Origin of the sequence: Candidatus Thiothrix sulfatifontis, from assembly GCA_022828425.1 — a bacterium.
In the GTDB taxonomy this organism is placed as follows: Bacteria; Pseudomonadota; Gammaproteobacteria; order Thiotrichales; family Thiotrichaceae; genus Thiothrix; species Thiothrix sulfatifontis.
In genome coordinates, this window is sequence record CP094685.1 from 2,240,916 (window position 1) to 2,259,219 (window position 18,304).

The following is an 18,304-nucleotide window of genomic DNA, read 5'->3' on the forward strand; positions in this document are numbered from 1 at the left end:
GCATGGCTGAACAGTATCGCATCGCATTGGATGCGATGGGTGGTGATCACGGCTTGTCAGTAGTAGTGCCAGCCGCTCTGAACGCTTTGAAACAATACCAAGATCTTGCGTTGATCTTGGTCGGTGATGAAGTCCAAATCAACGCCTTGCTGGAACAGCATCAAGCGTTATCCACGCCTAATTTGCGCATTCATCACGCCTCGCAAGTGGTGCAAATGGATGAGTCCCCCGCCGTTGCCCTCAAAAACAAAAAAGACTCCTCCATGCGGGTAGCCATTAATCTGGTGAAAGCGGGCGAAGCCAATGCTGCTGTCAGCGCCGGTAACACGGGTGCGCTCATGGCAACGGCACGTTTTGTGCTGAAAACCCTGCCCGGTATTGACCGCCCCGCGATTTGCACCGCGATTCCTTCCATGCACGGGCATACGCACATGCTTGATTTAGGCGCAAATGTGGATTCTGAAGCTGAACATTTATACCAGTTCGCCCTCATGGGATCAGAATTAGTCAAAGCCATTGATAACAAAGCCAACCCTAAGGTCGGTCTGCTCAATATTGGGCAAGAGGCCATTAAGGGAAATGAGCAGGTAAAAGCCGCGAATGCCTTACTACAAGGTTGCCCACTGAATTACATTGGGTATGTGGAAGGCGATGACATTTACCAAAGCGATGTGGATGTGGTGGTCTGTGACGGGTTTGTCGGCAATGTGGCGCTGAAAACCAGTGAGGGCTTGGCGAAAATGGTTTCTGCCCAGCTCAAAGCCGGTTATAGCGCCAATCTGTTTACGAAATTAGCCGCATTAATTTCCATGCCGGTATTGAAAGCATTCCGCCGCAAATTTGACCCTAGGCGCTATAATGGGGCAAGTTTGCTAGGGTTGCAGGGTATTGTGGTCAAAAGCCACGGTGGTGCGGACAGTTTGGCATTTGCTAATGCTATCGGTATTGCACGCAGTGCTGTTATCAGCAATGTCCCACAACGTATTCATAAACAACTAGAAAGTTTGCACACACAGAGGCAGAGCGCATGATCTATTCTCGTATTGCTGGTACTGGCAGTTATTTGCCTGAAAAAATCCTGACCAATCACGATCTTGAAAAGATGGTGGATACCACTGATGAGTGGATTTTTGAACGTACCGGCATTCGGGAACGTCACATTGTGGATATGGAAAGCGCTTCCGACATGGCAGAACACGCTGCCCGCCGCGCGTTGGAGATGGCAGGCAAACGCCCTGAAGACGTTGATTTGATTATTGTTGGTACGTCCACGCCAGATTTGGTTTTCCCTAGTACCGCGTGCTTATTGCAAAATAATTTGGGCATCCGCAACGGCGGCGCAGCATTTGATGTGCAAGCCGCGTGTTCCGGCTTCGTCTTCGCCTTGAGCGTGGCAGATAAGTTTGTGCGCAGCGGCGCGAGCAAATGCGCTCTGGTGGTGGGTGCAGAAGCGATGTCCAAAATTTTGGATTGGACGGATCGCGGTACTTGTATTTTATTCGGCGATGGTGCGGGTGCGGTGGTGTTAGAAGCCAGTGATGAAGCAGGCATTTTGTCTACCCACATTCATGCGGATGGCGCTTACGAACATTTGTTGAGCGTGAACGCAGGCATTTCAAGGAATATGGAAATGTTGCGGGCTGAAGGTGCCTTGATGCAAATGCGTGGCAACGAAGTTTTCAAGGTAGCCGTCAATACTTTAGGGCGGATTGTGGATGAAACCCTTGAAGCGAATGGCATGACCAAAGCCGATGTGAATTGGTTAGTGCCGCATCAAGCCAATATCCGCATTATTCAAGCCACCGCGAAAAAATTGGATATGTCGATGGATCACGTCGTAGTCACGGTCGAAACGCATGGCAATACGTCCTCCGCCTCCGTGCCGTTGGCATTGGATACCGCCGTGCGTGACGGGCGTATCAAGCGCGGCGAAATCATTTTGCTGGAAGCCTTCGGTGGCGGCTTTACCTGGGGTTCAGCCCTAATCAGGTTCTAATGGCAACAGAAATCGAACGTAAATTTTTGCTGGTATCGGATGCGTGGCGAGCCTTAATCAGCCGCTCCGAATCTTTCCGCCAAGGCTATTTGAGCAGCAGCAAACGTGCCTCTGTGCGGGTACGCATTGCCGATGACACCGCCACGCTCAATATCAAAGGCATGACCTTGGGCATCCAACGCCCGGAATACGAATACGAAATCCCGTTGCCTGACGCGACGGAATTGTTAGATCAGTTGTGCGAACGCCCGCTGATTGAAAAGACCCGCCATTTCATCGAGTTTGGCGGCAAACTGTGGGAAATAGATGAATTCCACGGTGACAACGCAGGCTTAATTGTCGCGGAAGTCGAACTCGATGCACCGGATGATGTAATCCCCATGCCCCACTGGGCAGGTGCAGACGTTTCGCATTTGGAACGCTATTACAACGTCCGTCTTACGCAATATCCCTACAGCCGCTGGTCGGCTGAGGAACGAGGTTAATTACACAATGCTATTTTCTGAACTCGGCTTGTCCGAGCCGCTGTTGCGTGCCATCAGCGAACAGGGTTACGACACCCCCACTCCTATTCAAGCACAAGGTATTCCTGCTGTCCTGTCTGGTCGCGACATTATGGCGGCGGCGCAAACGGGTACGGGTAAAACCGCTGGTTTCACTTTACCGATGCTGCATTTGCTCTCGGCGAACGGCAATGCGCCCAAATCCAACCACATCCGCGCTTTAGTGCTGACCCCGACCCGCGAACTGGCGGCTCAAGTCGGCGAAAGCGTGCGCGATTACGGCAAAAATCTGCCGCTGACCTCTACCGTCGTGTTCGGCGGCGTGAGTGCTAACCCGCAAATGATGGCGTTACGCCGTGGCTTAGACATTCTGGTAGCAACACCGGGGCGTTTGCTGGATTTGTACGACCAAAACGCGGTGAAGTTTTCCCAAGTGGAAATGCTGGTGCTGGACGAAGCGGATCGCATGTTGGACATGGGTTTTATCCGCGACATCCGCAAGATTCTGGCGTTGTTGCCGAAGCGTCGCCAAACCTTGATGTTCTCCGCGACCTTCTCCGATGACATCGTGGCACTGACCAAGGGTTTATTGAATAACCCTGTGCAAATCTCGGTTAGCCCACGCAACGCAGCGGCGAATACCGTGACGCAATCGGTTTTCTTGGTGGATAAAGCGCGTAAAACCGCGTTGTTGAGCCACTTAATCCGTGAAAATCAGTGGGAACAAGTGCTGGTATTCTCGCGTACTAAACACGGCGCAAACCGTTTGGCTGAAAAGCTAGAACGCGATGGCGTAACGGCGGCGGCGATTCACGGCAACAAAAGCCAAGGTGCACGTACCAAAGCGTTGGCTGATTTCAAGCAAGGCAATATTCGCGTGCTGGTAGCGACTGACATCGCCGCTCGTGGCTTGGATATTGAGCAATTGCCACACGTGATCAACTTCGAGTTGCCGAACGTGTCGGAAGATTACGTGCATCGCATTGGGCGTACCGGGCGTGCGGGCGCGACGGGTGAAGCGATTTCTTTGGTTGAGCCGGAAGAATACGGTTTCCTCAAAGGCATCGAAAAGCTCATCAAGCAGCAATTGCCGCGTGAACCGTTGCCGACGATCAGCGTTGCGCCGACGCGGGCGTTGACTGCCGCCGAGATTGCGAAAGATGCGGAGGCGGATCGTCCGCGCCCTGCACAGCATCGCCCAGCAAATCGCCGGAGTAGCTCGCAGAAAAGTGATGTCCGCAAGGCGGCTGGTTTGCCGCCGGTAAAGAAAGCGGAAGGTGCAGCGGCGAGCAAGCCGCGTCGCCGTCGCCCGAATAAGCCGAAAGCGGTCGCGTAAACCCCGTATTGTCAGCCGCTGCTCTTGGCAAGCGCGGCTGGCTGTGATTGAATGCTTGACTGATTTTTTGCTTATTCAGGCCAATCATGCAAACGACTGTTGATTTCAAAACACTGGCGGTAACGGGCGTGCAAGCTTTGCAACCCTATCAGCCCGGTAAACCCATCGAAGAGCTGGAGCGCGAACTGGGGATTAGCAATATCCTCAAACTGGCCTCCAACGAAAATCCACTCGGCGCAAGCCCCAAAGCGCAAGCAGCGCTGGCGGCGGCTCTTAAATCGCTGGAACTTTATCCCGATGGCAGCGGCTACCAGTTAAAGGCGGCGATTGCGGATAAGTTTGGCCTGCACAGTTCACAGATTACTTTAGGTAACGGTTCTAACGACGTGTTGGATATAATTGCACGGGTGTTTTTGGATAATAGCCGTGCTGCGGTACTTTCAGAATATGCGTTTGCGGTCTACCGGATTGTGACGCAAGCGGTGGGCGCAGAATTGCGCATCGCCAAAGCACATTCGCCCGATCATCACACCATGCCTTACGGCCATAATCTGCCGAATCTAGCGGCGAAAATTGATGAGAAAACGCGCGTCGTCTTCATCGCCAATCCTAATAATCCCACGGGGACTTGGTTGAATCGGGAAGATCTGTACCATTTTATGCGCACTGTGCCGCACGACGTCATTGTGGTGATTGACGAAGCTTACACCGAATACGTCACCGACCCGACTTTCCCGAATGCACTGGCGTGGCTGGCAGAATTTCCGAATTTGATTGTGACGCGCACGTTTTCCAAGATTTACGGCTTGGCAGGAGTGCGGGTTGGCTATTCAGCGTCTAGCCCGGTGATTGCGGATACTTTGAATCGGGTGCGTCAGGCTTTTAATGTCAACTCATTGGGATTAGCAGCGGCACAAGCGGCATTGGCTGATGAGGACTTCATTCAGAATAGCGTTGCAACGAATACCGCTGGTTTGCAGCAATGGTTTGCGGCCTGTGCTGAGAATGCTTGGGAATACATACCGACTGTGGGCAATTTTATTACCATTAATACGCAGCGTCCGGCAGCACCGCTGTACGAGGCCTTGTTGCGTGAAGGGGTGATTGTGCGCCCGATTGGGGGTTACGGTTTGCCGCAACATTTGCGCATTACCGTGGGTACTGAAACTCAAAACAAGCGTTGTATCAATGCCTTGCAGAAGGTTCTTAACGCGTGATTAAAAAATTGGTTATCTTCGGCGTCGGGTTGATTGGCGGGTCGCTGGCTTTGGCTTTGCGTCAAGCGAATGCTTGTCAAATGATCGTCGGTTGCAGCCGCAACGCGGAACATTTGCAAAAAGCGGTGGAGCTGGGTGTGATTGACAGCTTCAGCCTTGACCCGGCAGAGGCGGTTCGCGATGCCGACATGGTGTTATTGGCAGTGCCGATGGGCGCAATGCGCCACTTGTTGCAGCAAATCAAACCCGCGTTGCCAGCGGGTGCAATTCTCACCGATGCAGGCAGCACCAAAGGCAGTATTGTGGCGGAAGTGGCGCAAGTGTTCGGCGCAGATTTCACCCGGTTCGTGCCGGGGCATCCGATTGCGGGGCGTGAAAAAAGCGGGGTGGAAGCGGCAATTCCTGATTTGTACCTCAACCGTCGGGTGATTTTGACACCACAGGCGCACACGGATGCGGATGCGGTTGCCAAGGTGGAAGCCATGTGGCGCGTCACGGGGGCATTGTTGGAACAAATGCCGGTGGAATTGCATGATCAGGTCTTGGCAGCGACCAGTCACTTGCCTCATTTGCTGGCATTTTCGTTGGTGGATACGCTGTTGAGGATGCCGCAGCGGGAAGATATTTTGCGTTATGCAGCGGGCGGATTCCGTGATTTTACACGGATTGCGTCGAGTGACCCGGTGATGTGGCGCGACATTTGCCTGACCAACAAAACGGCTATCCTTGAGGTGATTGCCGTTTTTCAGCGTAATTTAGACGAATTTGCTGCGCTGATCGACGCGCAGGATGCTGAAGCACTTCAGCAGCGTATGGCAAGTGCCAAGCAAGCCCGTGACAGTTATATTGCCTCGATTTGAGGCAACTATTCTCCGCACTCTGATCATTGCATCCATTGCACGATGTCGGTGATTACTTCGTCGCCGTTCAAATCCCGCCCTAGCATGTGCCAGCCTTGCGGGTAACGGATAAACCGGGTGTTGCCGGATTTCGATAGGCGTTGCCACAGGCGTTCAATCGGTTTTTTGGGAATGATTTGATCTTTATCGCCATACAGTAGCAAAACTGGCACGCTAAGGCTATCCGCAGCAGCATAGGCTTTGTCCATTAAATCGACGACGCCATTCAGCGTGTCGATGCGGGCGCCTTTGATCATCCACGGGCTTTTCCAGATGCGGCGCAGCATGACTTTATTGTCAGTGGGGCGAATTTCAAGGCTTGCGCCAGTCGGTTTCCAGCCCGGTATCAGCCGCACTGCCAGTTGGTGTGACCAACGTTGATAGAATGGTTGGGTAGAGCGCGTCCATACCGCAGGGGCGGCGAGGATAATACCGTCAACATCCAGCCCTCCCTGTTTTGCTGACAATAATGTGACTGCACCGCCCATCGAAAAACCTAGCACATACAAGCGTTGGCGTGGATTCGCGGTGCGCAACTGGCTAACGGCTTCGCGGGCATCCTGTGCCATGCGTTCTGCGCTTGACCACAAGCCGCGATGCGGTGAACGCCCGAAGCCACGCTGGTCATATGCCCATACTTCGATGCCTTTTTGTGCCAGTGTTTCACACATTTCGTCAAAGGCTCCGGCGTACTCATTTAGCCCGTGGATGAGCAATAATGTCGCCTTGGGCGTGCCTTGTGCTGGCCAATGGGTCATGACCAGTTCGGTACCATCGCTGGTGCGCAACACGGGTTGTTGCACAATCGCAGGTTTTGTTTGCATGGCCTTGAGCGGAATGCTGGCGGGCGTACAGGCAGATAAGCCAGTGATTACGAGGAGTAGCACCAGCATCGCGCCGCTGGAGAGCAGTAAATTCATCATCTAACAGGGTTTCCAGCCGTTAAAATGCAATTATGCCATACCTCACTGTGAAGATTGTTTGCAAATAGCCGGTTGCAACTTGGCAAAGTCTATGCCGTATGTTTGAATGTTAATCTGATTTTTCGCACCATTACACCCGATATAGGAAAACCCGCGTGAGCCATTCCAGCAACAACCTACAATTCAACGTCCAACCCGGTGGCAGTTTGCAAGGCAAGGTGCGCGTTCCGGGTGATAAATCCATTTCACACCGTTCCATCATGCTCGGTTCACTGGCGGAAGGCACCACCCACGTCAGCGGCTTTCTGCAAGGTGAAGATTGCCTGTGTACCCTGAATGCGTTTCGCAGCATGGGCGTTAGCATCGACGGCCCCACCGATGATGGCAAAGTGACCATCCACGGAGTCGGGCTGCACGGTTTAACAGCGCCCGCGCACGATTTGAATATGGGCAATTCCGGCACATCCATGCGTCTAATGTCCGGCCTGATGAGCGGGCAAGCCTTTGATGTGCGCATGACGGGCGATGCTTCACTGTCCAAACGTCCGATGAAGCGCGTGACCGTGCCGTTAGCCAGCATGGGCGCGAACATTGAAGCGACCGCCACCGGCACGCCGCCATTATTAGTACACGGCGGCAGCCCATTGCATGGGATCCATTACGACATGCCGGTAGCCAGTGCCCAGGTGAAATCATCATTGTTGCTGGCGGGTTTGTATGCGCAAGGCGAAACCTCTGTTACCGAACCCGCACCGACTCGCGATCACACTGAACGCATGTTACGCGGCTTCGGTTATGCCGTGAAAACTGATGGCAATCGCATCAGCTTGCAAGGTGGCGGCAAACTCACCGCCACAGACATCGACGTACCCTCCGATATTTCCTCCGCCGCCTTTTTCATGGTGGGCGCAAGCATTGCCCCCGGTTCTGACCTGACGATCGAGCATGTTGGCATGAATCCGACCCGCACCGGCGTGATCGACATTTTGCGCTTGATGGGTGCAAACCTCGAAATCTTGAACGAGCGCGAAGTTGGCGGCGAACCTGTGGCGGATATTCGGGTGCGTGCGGCACAATTGCACGGTATCCAGATTCCTGAAGCCTTAGTGCCGCTGGCAATCGACGAATTTCCAGTGCTGTTTATTGCGGCAGCGTTTGCCGAAGGGCAGACCGTGCTGACGGGCGCGGAAGAATTGCGCGTCAAAGAAAGCGACCGGATTCAGGTAATGGCGGATGGCTTGCTTGCCTGCGGGGTGGCTGCGCAACCCACGCCTGATGGCATTATCATCAACCCCGGTGTGTTCAGCGGCGGCACGATCGACAGCCACGGCGACCACCGCATTGCAATGGCGTTTGCCATGGCAGCTTTACGCGCTACTCAGCCGATTACCATCAATGATTGCGCCAATGTGAATACCTCGTTCCCCGGCTTTGTGGCACTGGCGGCAAACGCGGGCGTGAGGATCACCACCGTATGAATACGCCTATTCCCGTGATCACGATTGATGGCCCCGCCGGTGCTGGCAAAGGCACGATCGCGTGTCTGCTGGCGGATAAGCTCGGTTGGCACATGCTTGATAGCGGGGCGATCTACCGGGTGGCAGCGGTGGCGGCCTTGCGTCGCCAGCTAAATTTGCAAGACGAAACCATACTGGCCACGATAATTCCCACCTTGAATATCGAATTCAAAAATGGCGAAGCATGGCTGGACGGTGACATTATCACCAGCGAGATTCGCAATGAAACTTGTGCCAGTGCAACCTCGCAAATCGCAGCGCTGCCTGCGGTACGAGCGGCATTATTGGAGCTGCAACGTCAGTTTTGCCAGCTTCCCGGTTTGGTCGCCGATGGGCGCGATATGGGGACCGTAGTGTTTCCTACCGCCACCCATAAGTTTTATCTCACCGCCAGTGCCGAAATTCGTGCGGAACGTCGCCTGAAACAGTTGAGCCAACAAGGACTTAGTGCTAAACTGTGTGACTTAATTCAAGAGATCAATGCTCGCGATGAACGCGACAGCAATCGTCCGGTAGCTCCTCTAAAACCTGCCCCTGACGCCTTGGTAATTGATACCAGTTCGTTGGATGAAGCAGAAGTATTTGCTACCGTATTGCATTACATCGCTTAAGCATTGCACTGAATACAGTATTTTCTTGGGAGCCCTGACAGGACGTCTGGGCTTTTTGCGTTTTAACCCGTCAATGCAGGATGCGAGTGACGATAAATCATTTTATTAACAGGTATTTTTATTCATGACTGAAAGTTTTGCTGAACTGTTTGAAGAGAGCCTTTCTTACACCCAAATGCAACCCGGCGCTCTGCTAAATGCAACAGTTCTCGAAGTCCGCTCCGATTTCATTATCGTGAGTGCTGGCTTGAAATCCGAAGGTGTTATTCCTGCTGAGCAGTTCAGAAATGAACGCGGCGAAATCAACGTTAAAGTCGGCGATTTGGTCGAAGTAGCGCTGGATACCGTCGAAGACGGTTTCGGTGAGACGCGCCTTTCCCGTGAAAAAGCCCGCCGCCTGCGTGCTTGGGAAATTTTGGAAGAAGCCTTCACCAACGAAGAAATCATCACAGGTATCATCACCGGCAAAGTTAAGGGTGGTTTCGTGGTTGAGTTGGGTGATATTCGTGCATTCTTGCCGGGTTCACTGGTGGATGTACGCCCAGTCCGCGACACTTCCTACTTGGAAAACAAGGAACTGGAATTCAAGCTCATCAAGCTGGATCAGAAGCGCAACAACGTCGTGGTTTCACGCCGTGCAGTCGTTGAAGAAGAATACAGTGCAGAACGCGACGCGCTGATGGAAAACCTGCAAGAAGGTCAAGTCATCAAAGGCGTGGTCAAGAACCTCACCGATTACGGTGCGTTCCTCGACCTCGGCGGCATCGACGGTCTGTTGCACATTACCGATATGGCTTGGAAGCGCGTCAAGCATCCTTCTGAAGTGGTTAATATCGGTGACGAAATTGACGTTAAAGTCCTCAAGTTCGACCGCGATAAGAACCGCGTTTCACTGGGTCTGAAGCAATTGGGTGAAGACCCTTGGCAAGATTTGGTTCGCCGTTACCCGGCTGGCACGCGCATCTTTGGTAAGGTCAGCAACTTGACCGATTACGGCTGCTTCGTGGAAATTGAAGACGGTGTTGAAGGTTTGGTACACGTTTCCGAAATGGATTGGACCAACAAAAACGTCAACCCTGCCAAAGTTGTGGCACTGGGCGACGAAACCGAAGTCATGATCCTCGACATCGACGCAGAACGCCGCCGCATTTCACTGGGTATGAAGCAATGCCAAGTCAACCCATGGGATGAATTCGCCGGTACTCGCAACAAAGGCGACCGCGTTTCCGGTAAGATCAAGTCGATTACTGACTTCGGTATCTTCATCGGTTTGGATGGCGGCATCGACGGTCTGGTGCACTTGTCTGACATTTCTTGGAACGTTCCCGGCGAAGAAGCCGTGCGTAGCTACAAGAAAGGCGACGAAGTGGAAGCGGTTGTATTGGCTGTTGACCCTGAGCGTGAGCGCATTTCCCTCGGCATCAAGCAGATGGAACAAGACCCGTTCTCCAATTTCGTGGCAGCCCATTCTAAAGGCAGCGTCGTGAAAGGTACTGTGGTTGAAGTGACACCTAAAGCCGCGAAAATCGACCTAGGCGAAGGCATCGAAGGCATTTTGCGTGCGTCCGAATTGTCGCGCGACCGCGTTGAAGATGCGCGCACCCTGCTGAAAGAAGGCGACACCGTTGAAGCCAAATTCATGGGTGTTGATCGCAAGACTCGCGCCATCAACCTGTCTATCAAGGCGAAGGATGATGAAGATGAATCACGTTTGATGCGTGAATACACCGGGCGTTCTACCAGCACGGGTACGTCACTGGGTGACATCTTCAAGGAACAGATGGGCGAATAATATTCCCCATCAGGATGGCACGCAGGTCAGGGATGACCTATAGTTCAGGCGGTGCAGATGTTCTATCTGCACTGTTTTCCAAGACTGGAAAGCTGCAACAACGATTATGACAATCCGTCGTTTGTTCAGGAGTGGAATGGATGACCAAATCTGAAATCATTGATATTCTGTCACGCAAGCAAAGCCATCTTAGCACCCGCGATGTGGAATCTTCGGTTAAACTGTTGCTCGATAAAATGAGCGAATCACTGTCGAGTGGCGGGCGCATTGAAGTCCGAGGTTTTGGCAGTTTTTCCCTGCACCATCGCGCAGCGCGTAAAGGCCGTAATCCTAAAACGGGTGATCAGGTGGCGTTACCGCCAAAACACGTGCCTCATTTCAAGCCGGGCAAGGAATTGCGCGAGCGCGTGAATGAATCGCGTGTTAGTTACCCGGTTCAGGATTAATATTCCTATATTGTGGTAATAGAAAGGGGAGGCACACAGCCTCCTTTTTTACATCTAAGGCACTATGCAAGAAATTCTATTTTTACTCCTGCCCATCGCGTTTTATTCCGGTTGGCACGCGGCGCGTAAGCGTTACAAAGAACATCAAGAACAACAGCGTCAGGATGTTCCGCAACGTTTTGTGCAAGGCATTAACTACCTGTTGAGCGAAGAACCCGATAAAGCGTTGGATGTGTTCCTCAATTACGCCGAAGTGGATGAACACACCGCGAATACTTTTCTATTGCTGGGCAATTTGTTCCGCAATCGCGGTGAAATTAATCGCGCATTACGCATTCACCAAAATTTAGTGGCACGCTCCGATTTGAGCAAAGCGCAACGCACGGCAGCAATGTTGGCATTGGGCGAAGACTTTTTTGCGGCGGGCTTGCTGGATCGTGCCGAAAGCGTGTTCAGTGAATTGCTTAAAGATGACCCGAAGCACGCCGATGCGTGTGAGCCATTGCGTAATATTTACGAACAATTGCATGAGTGGAATAAGGCGATTGAGATTGCCCAATTAGCGCAGCAGCGCAGCAAAGTTGATCACAGCCGCTTGATTGCGCATTATTATTGCGAACTGGCGGTACAGGAATTGCAAAAGCAAAACTTGTTCCGTGCGGAAGAAACCATTAAGAAAGCCGCGAAAAGTTATCCCGCTGCTTCCAGAGTGCTGGTGCTCAACGCTGATCTGGCTTATGCCCGCAATCAGCGCGAGGAAGCCTTGAATTTTTACCGTCAGGCAATTGAAAAAGACACGCGCTTGATTGGGATGTTATTCAATCAATTGGTCAATAAGTTTAATCAGAAAGACGAATTGGAAAGCTTGTATCAGTTTATTCAACAGACTTTTGCGAAAACCCAAGACGCGAAGCTGTTTGGTTATTTGCTGCAATTGGCGCACAAATTGGGAAAACTGTCCGATATGCGCGTGCAAGTCGGGGAGTATTTAACCAAAGGCAAACCCAGCCTCAATACTTTGGCACACGCTACCGATGTGTTGTCGGCATTGTGGCAAGAAGAAAAACTGTGCGATATTGCTCAATTGCAAACGGCTTTGCAGCGTTTGGCTGCCAGCCAACCGGATTTCCAGTGCGCCCAGTGTGGGTATAAAATGCACGGTTACTTATGGCGCTGTCCCGCGTGTCACCATTGGGATACGGTCAGCAACGTTTAATTTGTCAGGATGATTGCATGTCTAGCCGTTTGATTATTGCCCTCGATTTTGCCACAGCGGAACAAGCATTGGCGTTTGTTGCGCCACTTACCCCGTCACAATGCAAGCTCAAAGTCGGTTTTGAGTTGTTTGTCGCCGCAGGCCCTGCGTTGGTGCGTCAATTAACCGCGCGTGGCTTTGACGTGTTTCTGGATCTAAAATTTCACGATATTCCCAATACAGTAGCATCGGCGTGTAAAGCGGCGGCGGGTTTGGGGGTGTGGATGCTTAATGTTCATGCATCCGGTGGCACTAAGATGATGCAAGCGGCGCGTGAAGCGTTGCAGGGGGTTGCTAACCCACCCAAGTTGATTGCGGTGACGGTATTAACGTCGATGGATAAGGCGCAATTGTCCGGCACGGGTATCACGGTCGAACCTGCCCAACAGGTGCAACATTTGGCGCAATTGACGGCGGACAGTGGTTTGGATGGCGTGGTGTGTTCGGCACAGGAAGCGGCAATGTTACGCCAACGTTTAGGGAATGATTTCTTGCTGGTAACGCCCGGTATTCGCCCGACGGGGAGTGATCAGGGCGATCAATCCCGCGTCATGACACCGGCTCAAGCGCGGGAAGCTGGCGTCAGTTATGTGGTGGTGGGGCGACCGATTACCCAAGCGGTTGATCCGGTTGCGGTGATTGCCGCGATTAATCTTGAACTGGGGTCTTAGTTCAAAAACCGTTGCGCCTCTTTTTGCATTGCGCCCCGCGAGAAGATGAGCTTCCAGCGATTCCCACCCGCTTGCCGCCACAATAAGGCGGCACGAATGCCTGCCAGTAACAACGCGCGAATTTTTGCCGCATTCTCAGGGTTGGCAAGGTAGTTTTGGTCGCCTTTAATCATAATGCGCGGCCCCAGTTTGCTCACCGTAGTGCTGTAGATTTCTGCGAGTCGCGCAATCATATTGGGGTGAGTCATGGCAAAAAAGTCCAGTTGTTGCTGGGCATTTTCGATATTTTTGAGCAAGGACTGGAACATATCCGGGTCGTTGGCGAGTTTCTTTTCCAGATACAGCAAATTAACCGCGTAACGGGTGGCTTCGATGTCTTTGGGTTTGCCATCAGGGTTTAGATTGCTCGCGCCGAGTTGGTACATCAGCACGCGAAAGCCGGTTCTGAGTTTGTCGATACCACCGTAGAGGGCTTCGGGGGTGGCGTCGTCGTCTGTCAAGATACTGTTGATGCAGGCTTCAAACAGTTCGCTATCGACATTGCCGCGCGCGGCAATTTGCGTGACACCTTCGACACACTGGAACAGCGCAGCGAGGGCAAGGGTTCGGTTACGGTTATTGGCTTCCACAGGTTTTTGTTAAATCCGATTTGACTATGTGTGGTGAGAATAAGGGTTTATGCAAATAATTCAAGTTAGCCCTTAAGGATTAGGGCAGTCGCTTGCCATGGCGTCAATAATGCCGCCGCCCAAACAGACGTCATCCTGATAAAACACAATGGATTGTCCGGGGGTAATCGCGCGTTGCGGATGGGGAAAACACACTGCACTGCTGCCATCCGGTTTTAAGCTGACGTGACAAGTTTCTTCCGTCTGGCGGTAGCGGATTTTGGCTTTGCATTCAAACTGCTGGCTCGGCGCATGACCCGCTACCCAATGCAACTGCGAAGCTAACAGAAAGTGTTTCATCAGTAATTCGTGTTGATGCCCTTGGGTCACGATCAGGCGGTTATTTGCCATGTCTTTGTCGACCACAAACCAAGGGGTTTCATCCGCATCTTTGCGCCCACCGATGCCCAAGCCTTGGCGTTGACCGAGGGTGTAATACATTAAGCCGTGGTGTTTGCCGATGATCTCATTTTCGGGTGTGACGATATTGCCGGGTTGTGCGGGCAGAAAGCGTTGCAGGAAATCGCGGAATTTACGTTCACCAATGAAACAAATGCCAGTGCTGTCTTTTTTGCGAGCAGTGGTGAATCCGGCGGTTTCTGCCAATTCGCGCACCTTGCTTTTCTGCAATTCCCCGACAGGAAACAGGCTGCGTTGCAATTGGTGTTGTTGCAGGGTGTAGAGGAAATAGGTTTGGTCTTTATTGGCGTCCACGCCTTTGAGCATTCGCGCCGTGCCGTCGGGGTCACGCGCAATGCGAGCGTAGTGTCCGGTGGCGATGTAGTCCGCGCCCAATTCCAATGCAAGTTCCAAGAAGGCTTTGAACTTGATTTCCTTGTTGCACATGATGTCGGGGTTGGGGGTGCGCCCGGCGCGGTATTCTTCCAAAAAGTAGGTGAAAACGCGCTCCCAGTATTCGCTGGCAAAATTGCGGGTGTGCAATACGATGCCTAATTGGTCGGCAACGGCTTGCGCATCCGCAAGGTCAACCGCCGCTGAGCAATAGTCTTCGGTGTCGTCCTCTTCCCAGTTTTTCATGAACAAGCCTTCCACTTGGTAGCCTTGTTCGAGCAGCAATAGCGCGGCAACCGAGGAATCAACGCCGCCGGACATACCGACGATGACTTTTTGCGTGGCGTTAGTCATTGGCGGTGAAATAGTGCAGGCTATCCAGCGAATGACGTACCCCGGATTCGTACAGTTCGAGCGAGCGCCCCACCAAATCGCTGCGCCAGATACGCGGTTGCTGGTTGCGGATTTGTTCGCGAGTCAACCAATGCACGGCGGTAATATCCGCGTCGATTTGGTAGCCGGGGACAGGTTCAAGCAGCGTGCCGGTGAAGGTGAAGCGCAAATACACGCGGTCAGGGTCATCGCGTTGCAGGTGAAAAATGCCCAGCAGAGCGGTTGGTTCAAAATGCCAGCCGGTTTCTTCCAACGTTTCGCGGCGTACTGCATCCAGCAAGCTTTCGCCGTGTTCCATGTGTCCTGCCGGTTGATTGATGGTCAGTTGCCCATAGTGCATTTCTTCCACCATCAGAAAGCGGTTATCGTGTTCAATAACACTGGCGACGGTGACGCGGGGTTTCCAAACCATAGTGGGCATCCTTCGGGGCGAAAATGCGTATTCTACACATAACTACCCTGCATTGGTCTATAATGCACCCGTTAAAATAAACCGATAATCAGGGTATGTGTATGATGGATGAATCTTTCCTCGACGGCGAACACGCGCTTTTTCTCGAACAATTGTATGAGCGCTATCAGCAAGACCCCCACAGCATAGACCCGCAATGGCAAGCCTATTTTCAGCGCTTGGATGCCGAGCCTGTTACCAGCAGCTTTGCGCCTAATGCGAACCATGGCAACGGCAAAGCCTTGGCACAACGCAGCGAACAATTGCACGTATCGCGCATGATTAATGCCTACCGTTACTTGGGGCATCTGGAAGCCAACACTAACCCCTTGGGGGATTACGCTTACAAAGTGGGCGTACCGCAATTGATGCTGGAACACCACGGGCTGGAAAATGTTAACCCTGATACGGTATTCGACCCCGGCACTTTTAATCTCACCGCGAAACCGACGCTCGGCAATATCGTCCACGCACTACGCGAAACGTATTTGCGCACCATCGGTTTTGAATACATGCATATTTTGGATGTGCAAGAAAAACGCTGGCTGCAACAACGCATTGAACCGAACATGGGGCGCGGCAAACTGACTCACCCCGAACGCCGCAAAATCCTCGAACAACTCACCGCAGCGGAAGGTTTTGAACAATATTTGCACCGCCGTTACGTTGGGCAAAAGCGCTTCGGATTGGAAGGTGGCGAAAGCTTGATTCCGCTCTTGCAAACCCTGATCCACGAAGGTGGCAAGCAAGGTTTGCAGGAAATCGTCATCGGCATGGCGCATCGCGGGCGTTTAAACGTGCTGACCAATGTGCTGTGCAAGCCTGCGGGCGATTTGTTTGGCGAATTTGAGGGCAAGGTTGAGGAAACATACACCGGCGACGTCAAATACCACAAAGGTTTTTCTGGCAACGTCAGCACCGAAGGTGGCCCGATGCACTTGGTGTTAGCGTTCAACCCCTCGCATTTGGAAATTGTCAGCCCGGTAATGGAAGGTTCGGTACGCGCCCGCCAAGACCGGCGCGAAGACAAAGACGGCGACCAAGTATTGGGCATTTCGATCCACGGCGATGCGGCGTTTGCAGGGCAGGGCGTGGTAATGGAAACCTTTAACATGGCGCAAACCCGTGGCTACCGTACTCGCGGCACGATTCACATTGTGATCAATAACCAGATTGGTTTCACCACCAGCACGGTGTCGGATAGCCGTTCGACGTATTACCCGACCGACGTGGCGAAAATGATCAATGCACCGATTTTCCACGTCAATGGCGATGACCCCGAAGCTGTGGTCTATGTCACGCAAGTGGCGCTCGAATACCGCCAGTTGTTCCAGAAAGACGTGGTAATCGACTTGGTGTGTTACCGCCGTTTGGGGCATAACGAAGCCGATGAACCGAACATGACCCAGCCGGTGATGTACAGCACGATTCGTAGCTTACCGACGACCCGTGCCAAATACGCGATGCGCCTTGCGGAAGCGGGTGTCGTGAGTGAAGGCGGGGCGAAAGGCTTGATCGACGCTTACCGCACCAAGCTCTCCAATGGCGGGGTCACTTGTTGCAATAGCCAGACGCGCACGGGTTTGCCAGCGGAATTGCAAACGCATTGGAAAGCCTTCGTTGGGCAACCTTGGCGGCAGCACATTGATACGACGTGTTCCGCAGAACGCATTCACAGCATTAGTGCGGGTTGGATCAGCAATATTCCGGCTGATTTTGTGGTGCATCCGCGTGTGTTCAAAGTGCTGGAAGCGCGGGCGGCAATGGGGCGTGGTGAACAACTGGCCGACTGGGGTTTTGGCGAAAATTTAGCGTATGCGACCTTGGTGGAAGAGGGCTTTGACGTGCGTTTGTCGGGGCAAGATTGCGGGCGCGGCACGTTTTCACACCGGCACGCGGTATTGCACCATCAGCAGCGCCGCGAACAGTGGATTCCTGTGCAACACACCACGGATTTCCAAGCCAAATTTACCGTGATCGACTCGGTGCTCTCCGAAGAGGCAGTATTGGCGTTTGAATACGGTTATGCCACGGCGGAACCGGATACGCTGGTGATTTGGGAGGCGCAATTCGGCGACTTCGTGAACGGGGCGCAGGTGGTAATTGACCAGTTCATCAGTTCCGGTGAGCAGAAATGGCAGCGTTTGTGCGGCTTGGTGATGTTCCTGCCACACGGTTTGGAAGGGCAGGGGCCGGAACACTCCTCGGCGCGTCTGGAACGCTTTGTGCAAATGGCGGCGCAGGAAAATATGCATATTTGTATTCCGTCCAACCCCGCGCAGGTATTCCACATGCTGCGGCGGCAAATGATGCGCAAGTACCGCAAGCCCTTGATTGTGTTTACCCCGAAAAGTTTATTGCGCCATCCACTGGCGGTTAGCCCGCTGGAAGATTTCACTTTGGGGCAGTTTGAAGTAGTGCTGGATGATGTGGACATCATCGATGTGGAGGCGAAAGAGCAGGTTAAGCGGGTGATTTTGTGCAGCGGCAAGGTGTTTTACGATTTGCTGGAAGAACGCCGCAAACACGCGCTGACGGATACGGCCATTATTCGCTTGGAACAGCTTTACCCGTTCCCTGCGCAAGAATTGGTGGATGTGATGGAGTATTACCCGAACGTCAAAACCGTGATTTGGTGTCAGGAAGAGCCGGTCAATCAAGGCGCGTGGAATGGGATTAAACACCGTTTTGAGGCGTATGATTATACCGAAGTGGTGTGCGTGAGCCGCCCGGCGATGGCAGCGCCTGCGGTGGGATCGTTGTATATGCACCAACGTCAGCAGCAGGCGTTGGTGCGCGAGGCGTTGGGGTTGAATGGGGATTAGGTTCAGTAT

General features: G+C 52.8%; 17 protein-coding genes. 13 read left to right on the forward strand and 4 right to left on the reverse strand.

Features of this window, described 5'->3' with window-relative positions:
* Window positions 1-2 precede the first annotated feature (2 nt).
* The 6 genes from plsX (at window position 3) to L3K52_11385 (ending at window position 5,912) form a co-directional block, all read left to right on the forward strand.
* Entirely contained in the window at window positions 3-1,031 is a 1,029-nt protein-coding gene (gene plsX, locus L3K52_11360) for a phosphate acyltransferase PlsX (protein ID UOG90797.1), read from the forward strand.
* Window positions 1,031-1,996 (forward strand): ketoacyl-ACP synthase III, encoded by a 966-nt coding sequence (locus L3K52_11365; GenBank protein ID UOG93998.1) that lies wholly within the window; start codon window positions 1,031-1,033, stop codon window positions 1,994-1,996. Before plsX ends, L3K52_11365 begins: the two co-directional genes overlap by 1 nt.
* Entirely contained in the window at window positions 1,996-2,481 is a 486-nt protein-coding gene (locus L3K52_11370) for a CYTH domain-containing protein (protein UOG90798.1), read from the forward strand. Before L3K52_11365 ends, L3K52_11370 begins: the two co-directional genes overlap by 1 nt.
* Before the next feature lie 7 nt (window positions 2,482-2,488).
* On the forward strand, window positions 2,489-3,835 hold the full coding sequence (locus L3K52_11375) for a DEAD/DEAH box helicase (GenBank protein UOG90799.1): 1,347 nt from the start codon (window positions 2,489-2,491) through the stop codon (window positions 3,833-3,835).
* 86 nt (window positions 3,836-3,921) lie between these two features.
* Window positions 3,922-5,052: a histidinol-phosphate transaminase gene (gene hisC / locus L3K52_11380; protein UOG90800.1), complete on the forward strand. Its 1,131-nt coding sequence runs from the start codon at window positions 3,922-3,924 to the stop codon at window positions 5,050-5,052.
* Window positions 5,049-5,912: a prephenate dehydrogenase/arogenate dehydrogenase family protein gene (locus L3K52_11385; protein UOG90801.1), complete on the forward strand. Its 864-nt coding sequence runs from the start codon at window positions 5,049-5,051 to the stop codon at window positions 5,910-5,912. The genes hisC and L3K52_11385 overlap by 4 nt, the downstream gene beginning before the upstream one ends.
* Window positions 5,913-5,935: 23 nt before the next feature.
* On the opposite strand, the gene L3K52_11390 is transcribed toward L3K52_11385, so the two are convergent.
* Entirely contained in the window at window positions 5,936-6,874 is a 939-nt protein-coding gene (locus L3K52_11390) for a lysophospholipase (GenBank protein ID UOG90802.1), read from the reverse strand.
* A 155-nt stretch (window positions 6,875-7,029) separates the two neighbouring features.
* On the opposite strand from L3K52_11390, the gene aroA reads away from it, so the two are divergent.
* The 6 genes from aroA (at window position 7,030) to pyrF (ending at window position 13,166) form a co-directional block, all read left to right on the forward strand.
* Window positions 7,030-8,352 carry a 3-phosphoshikimate 1-carboxyvinyltransferase gene (aroA, locus tag L3K52_11395; protein UOG90803.1) on the forward strand — a complete coding sequence of 441 codons (1,323 nt, stop codon included), beginning with the start codon at window positions 7,030-7,032 and terminating at the stop codon, window positions 8,350-8,352.
* Window positions 8,349-9,002 (forward strand): (d)CMP kinase, encoded by a 654-nt coding sequence (gene cmk / locus L3K52_11400; protein UOG90804.1) that lies wholly within the window; start codon window positions 8,349-8,351, stop codon window positions 9,000-9,002. Before aroA ends, cmk begins: the two co-directional genes overlap by 4 nt.
* Window positions 9,003-9,126: 124 nt before the next feature.
* Window positions 9,127-10,794, forward strand: coding sequence for a 30S ribosomal protein S1 (rpsA, locus tag L3K52_11405; protein ID UOG90805.1), 1,668 nt, complete (start codon window positions 9,127-9,129; stop codon window positions 10,792-10,794).
* A gap of 140 nt (window positions 10,795-10,934) precedes the next feature.
* Window positions 10,935-11,240, forward strand: a complete 306-nt coding sequence (locus L3K52_11410) for an integration host factor subunit beta (GenBank protein ID UOG90806.1) — start codon at window positions 10,935-10,937, stop codon at window positions 11,238-11,240.
* Between the two features lie 64 nt (window positions 11,241-11,304).
* Window positions 11,305-12,456 (forward strand): hypothetical protein, encoded by a 1,152-nt coding sequence (locus L3K52_11415; protein UOG90807.1) that lies wholly within the window; start codon window positions 11,305-11,307, stop codon window positions 12,454-12,456.
* Between the two features lie 17 nt (window positions 12,457-12,473).
* Window positions 12,474-13,166: an orotidine-5'-phosphate decarboxylase gene (gene pyrF, locus L3K52_11420; protein UOG90808.1), complete on the forward strand. Its 693-nt coding sequence runs from the start codon at window positions 12,474-12,476 to the stop codon at window positions 13,164-13,166.
* Here pyrF and hflD read toward each other — a convergent pair.
* The 3 genes from hflD to L3K52_11435 all read right to left on the reverse strand — a co-directional run bounded on the left by hflD (window position 13,163) and on the right by L3K52_11435 (window position 15,431).
* Window positions 13,163-13,795, reverse strand: coding sequence for a high frequency lysogenization protein HflD (gene hflD, locus L3K52_11425; GenBank protein UOG90809.1), 633 nt, complete (start codon window positions 13,793-13,795; stop codon window positions 13,163-13,165). The genes pyrF and hflD overlap by 4 nt on opposite strands.
* 72 nt (window positions 13,796-13,867) lie before the next feature.
* The gene (gene mnmA / locus L3K52_11430) at window positions 13,868-14,980 is read right to left on the reverse strand and encodes a tRNA 2-thiouridine(34) synthase MnmA (protein UOG90810.1); all 1,113 of its coding nucleotides are present in this window, start codon (window positions 14,978-14,980) and stop codon (window positions 13,868-13,870) included.
* Window positions 14,973-15,431, reverse strand: coding sequence for an NUDIX hydrolase (locus tag L3K52_11435; protein ID UOG90811.1), 459 nt, complete (start codon window positions 15,429-15,431; stop codon window positions 14,973-14,975). Before L3K52_11435 ends, mnmA begins: the two co-directional genes overlap by 8 nt.
* A 101-nt stretch (window positions 15,432-15,532) precedes the next feature.
* Between L3K52_11435 and L3K52_11440 the strand changes: the two genes are divergently transcribed.
* Entirely contained in the window at window positions 15,533-18,295 is a 2,763-nt protein-coding gene (locus L3K52_11440; GenBank protein UOG90812.1) for a 2-oxoglutarate dehydrogenase E1 component, read from the forward strand.
* Window positions 18,296-18,304: the final 9 nt, after the last annotated feature.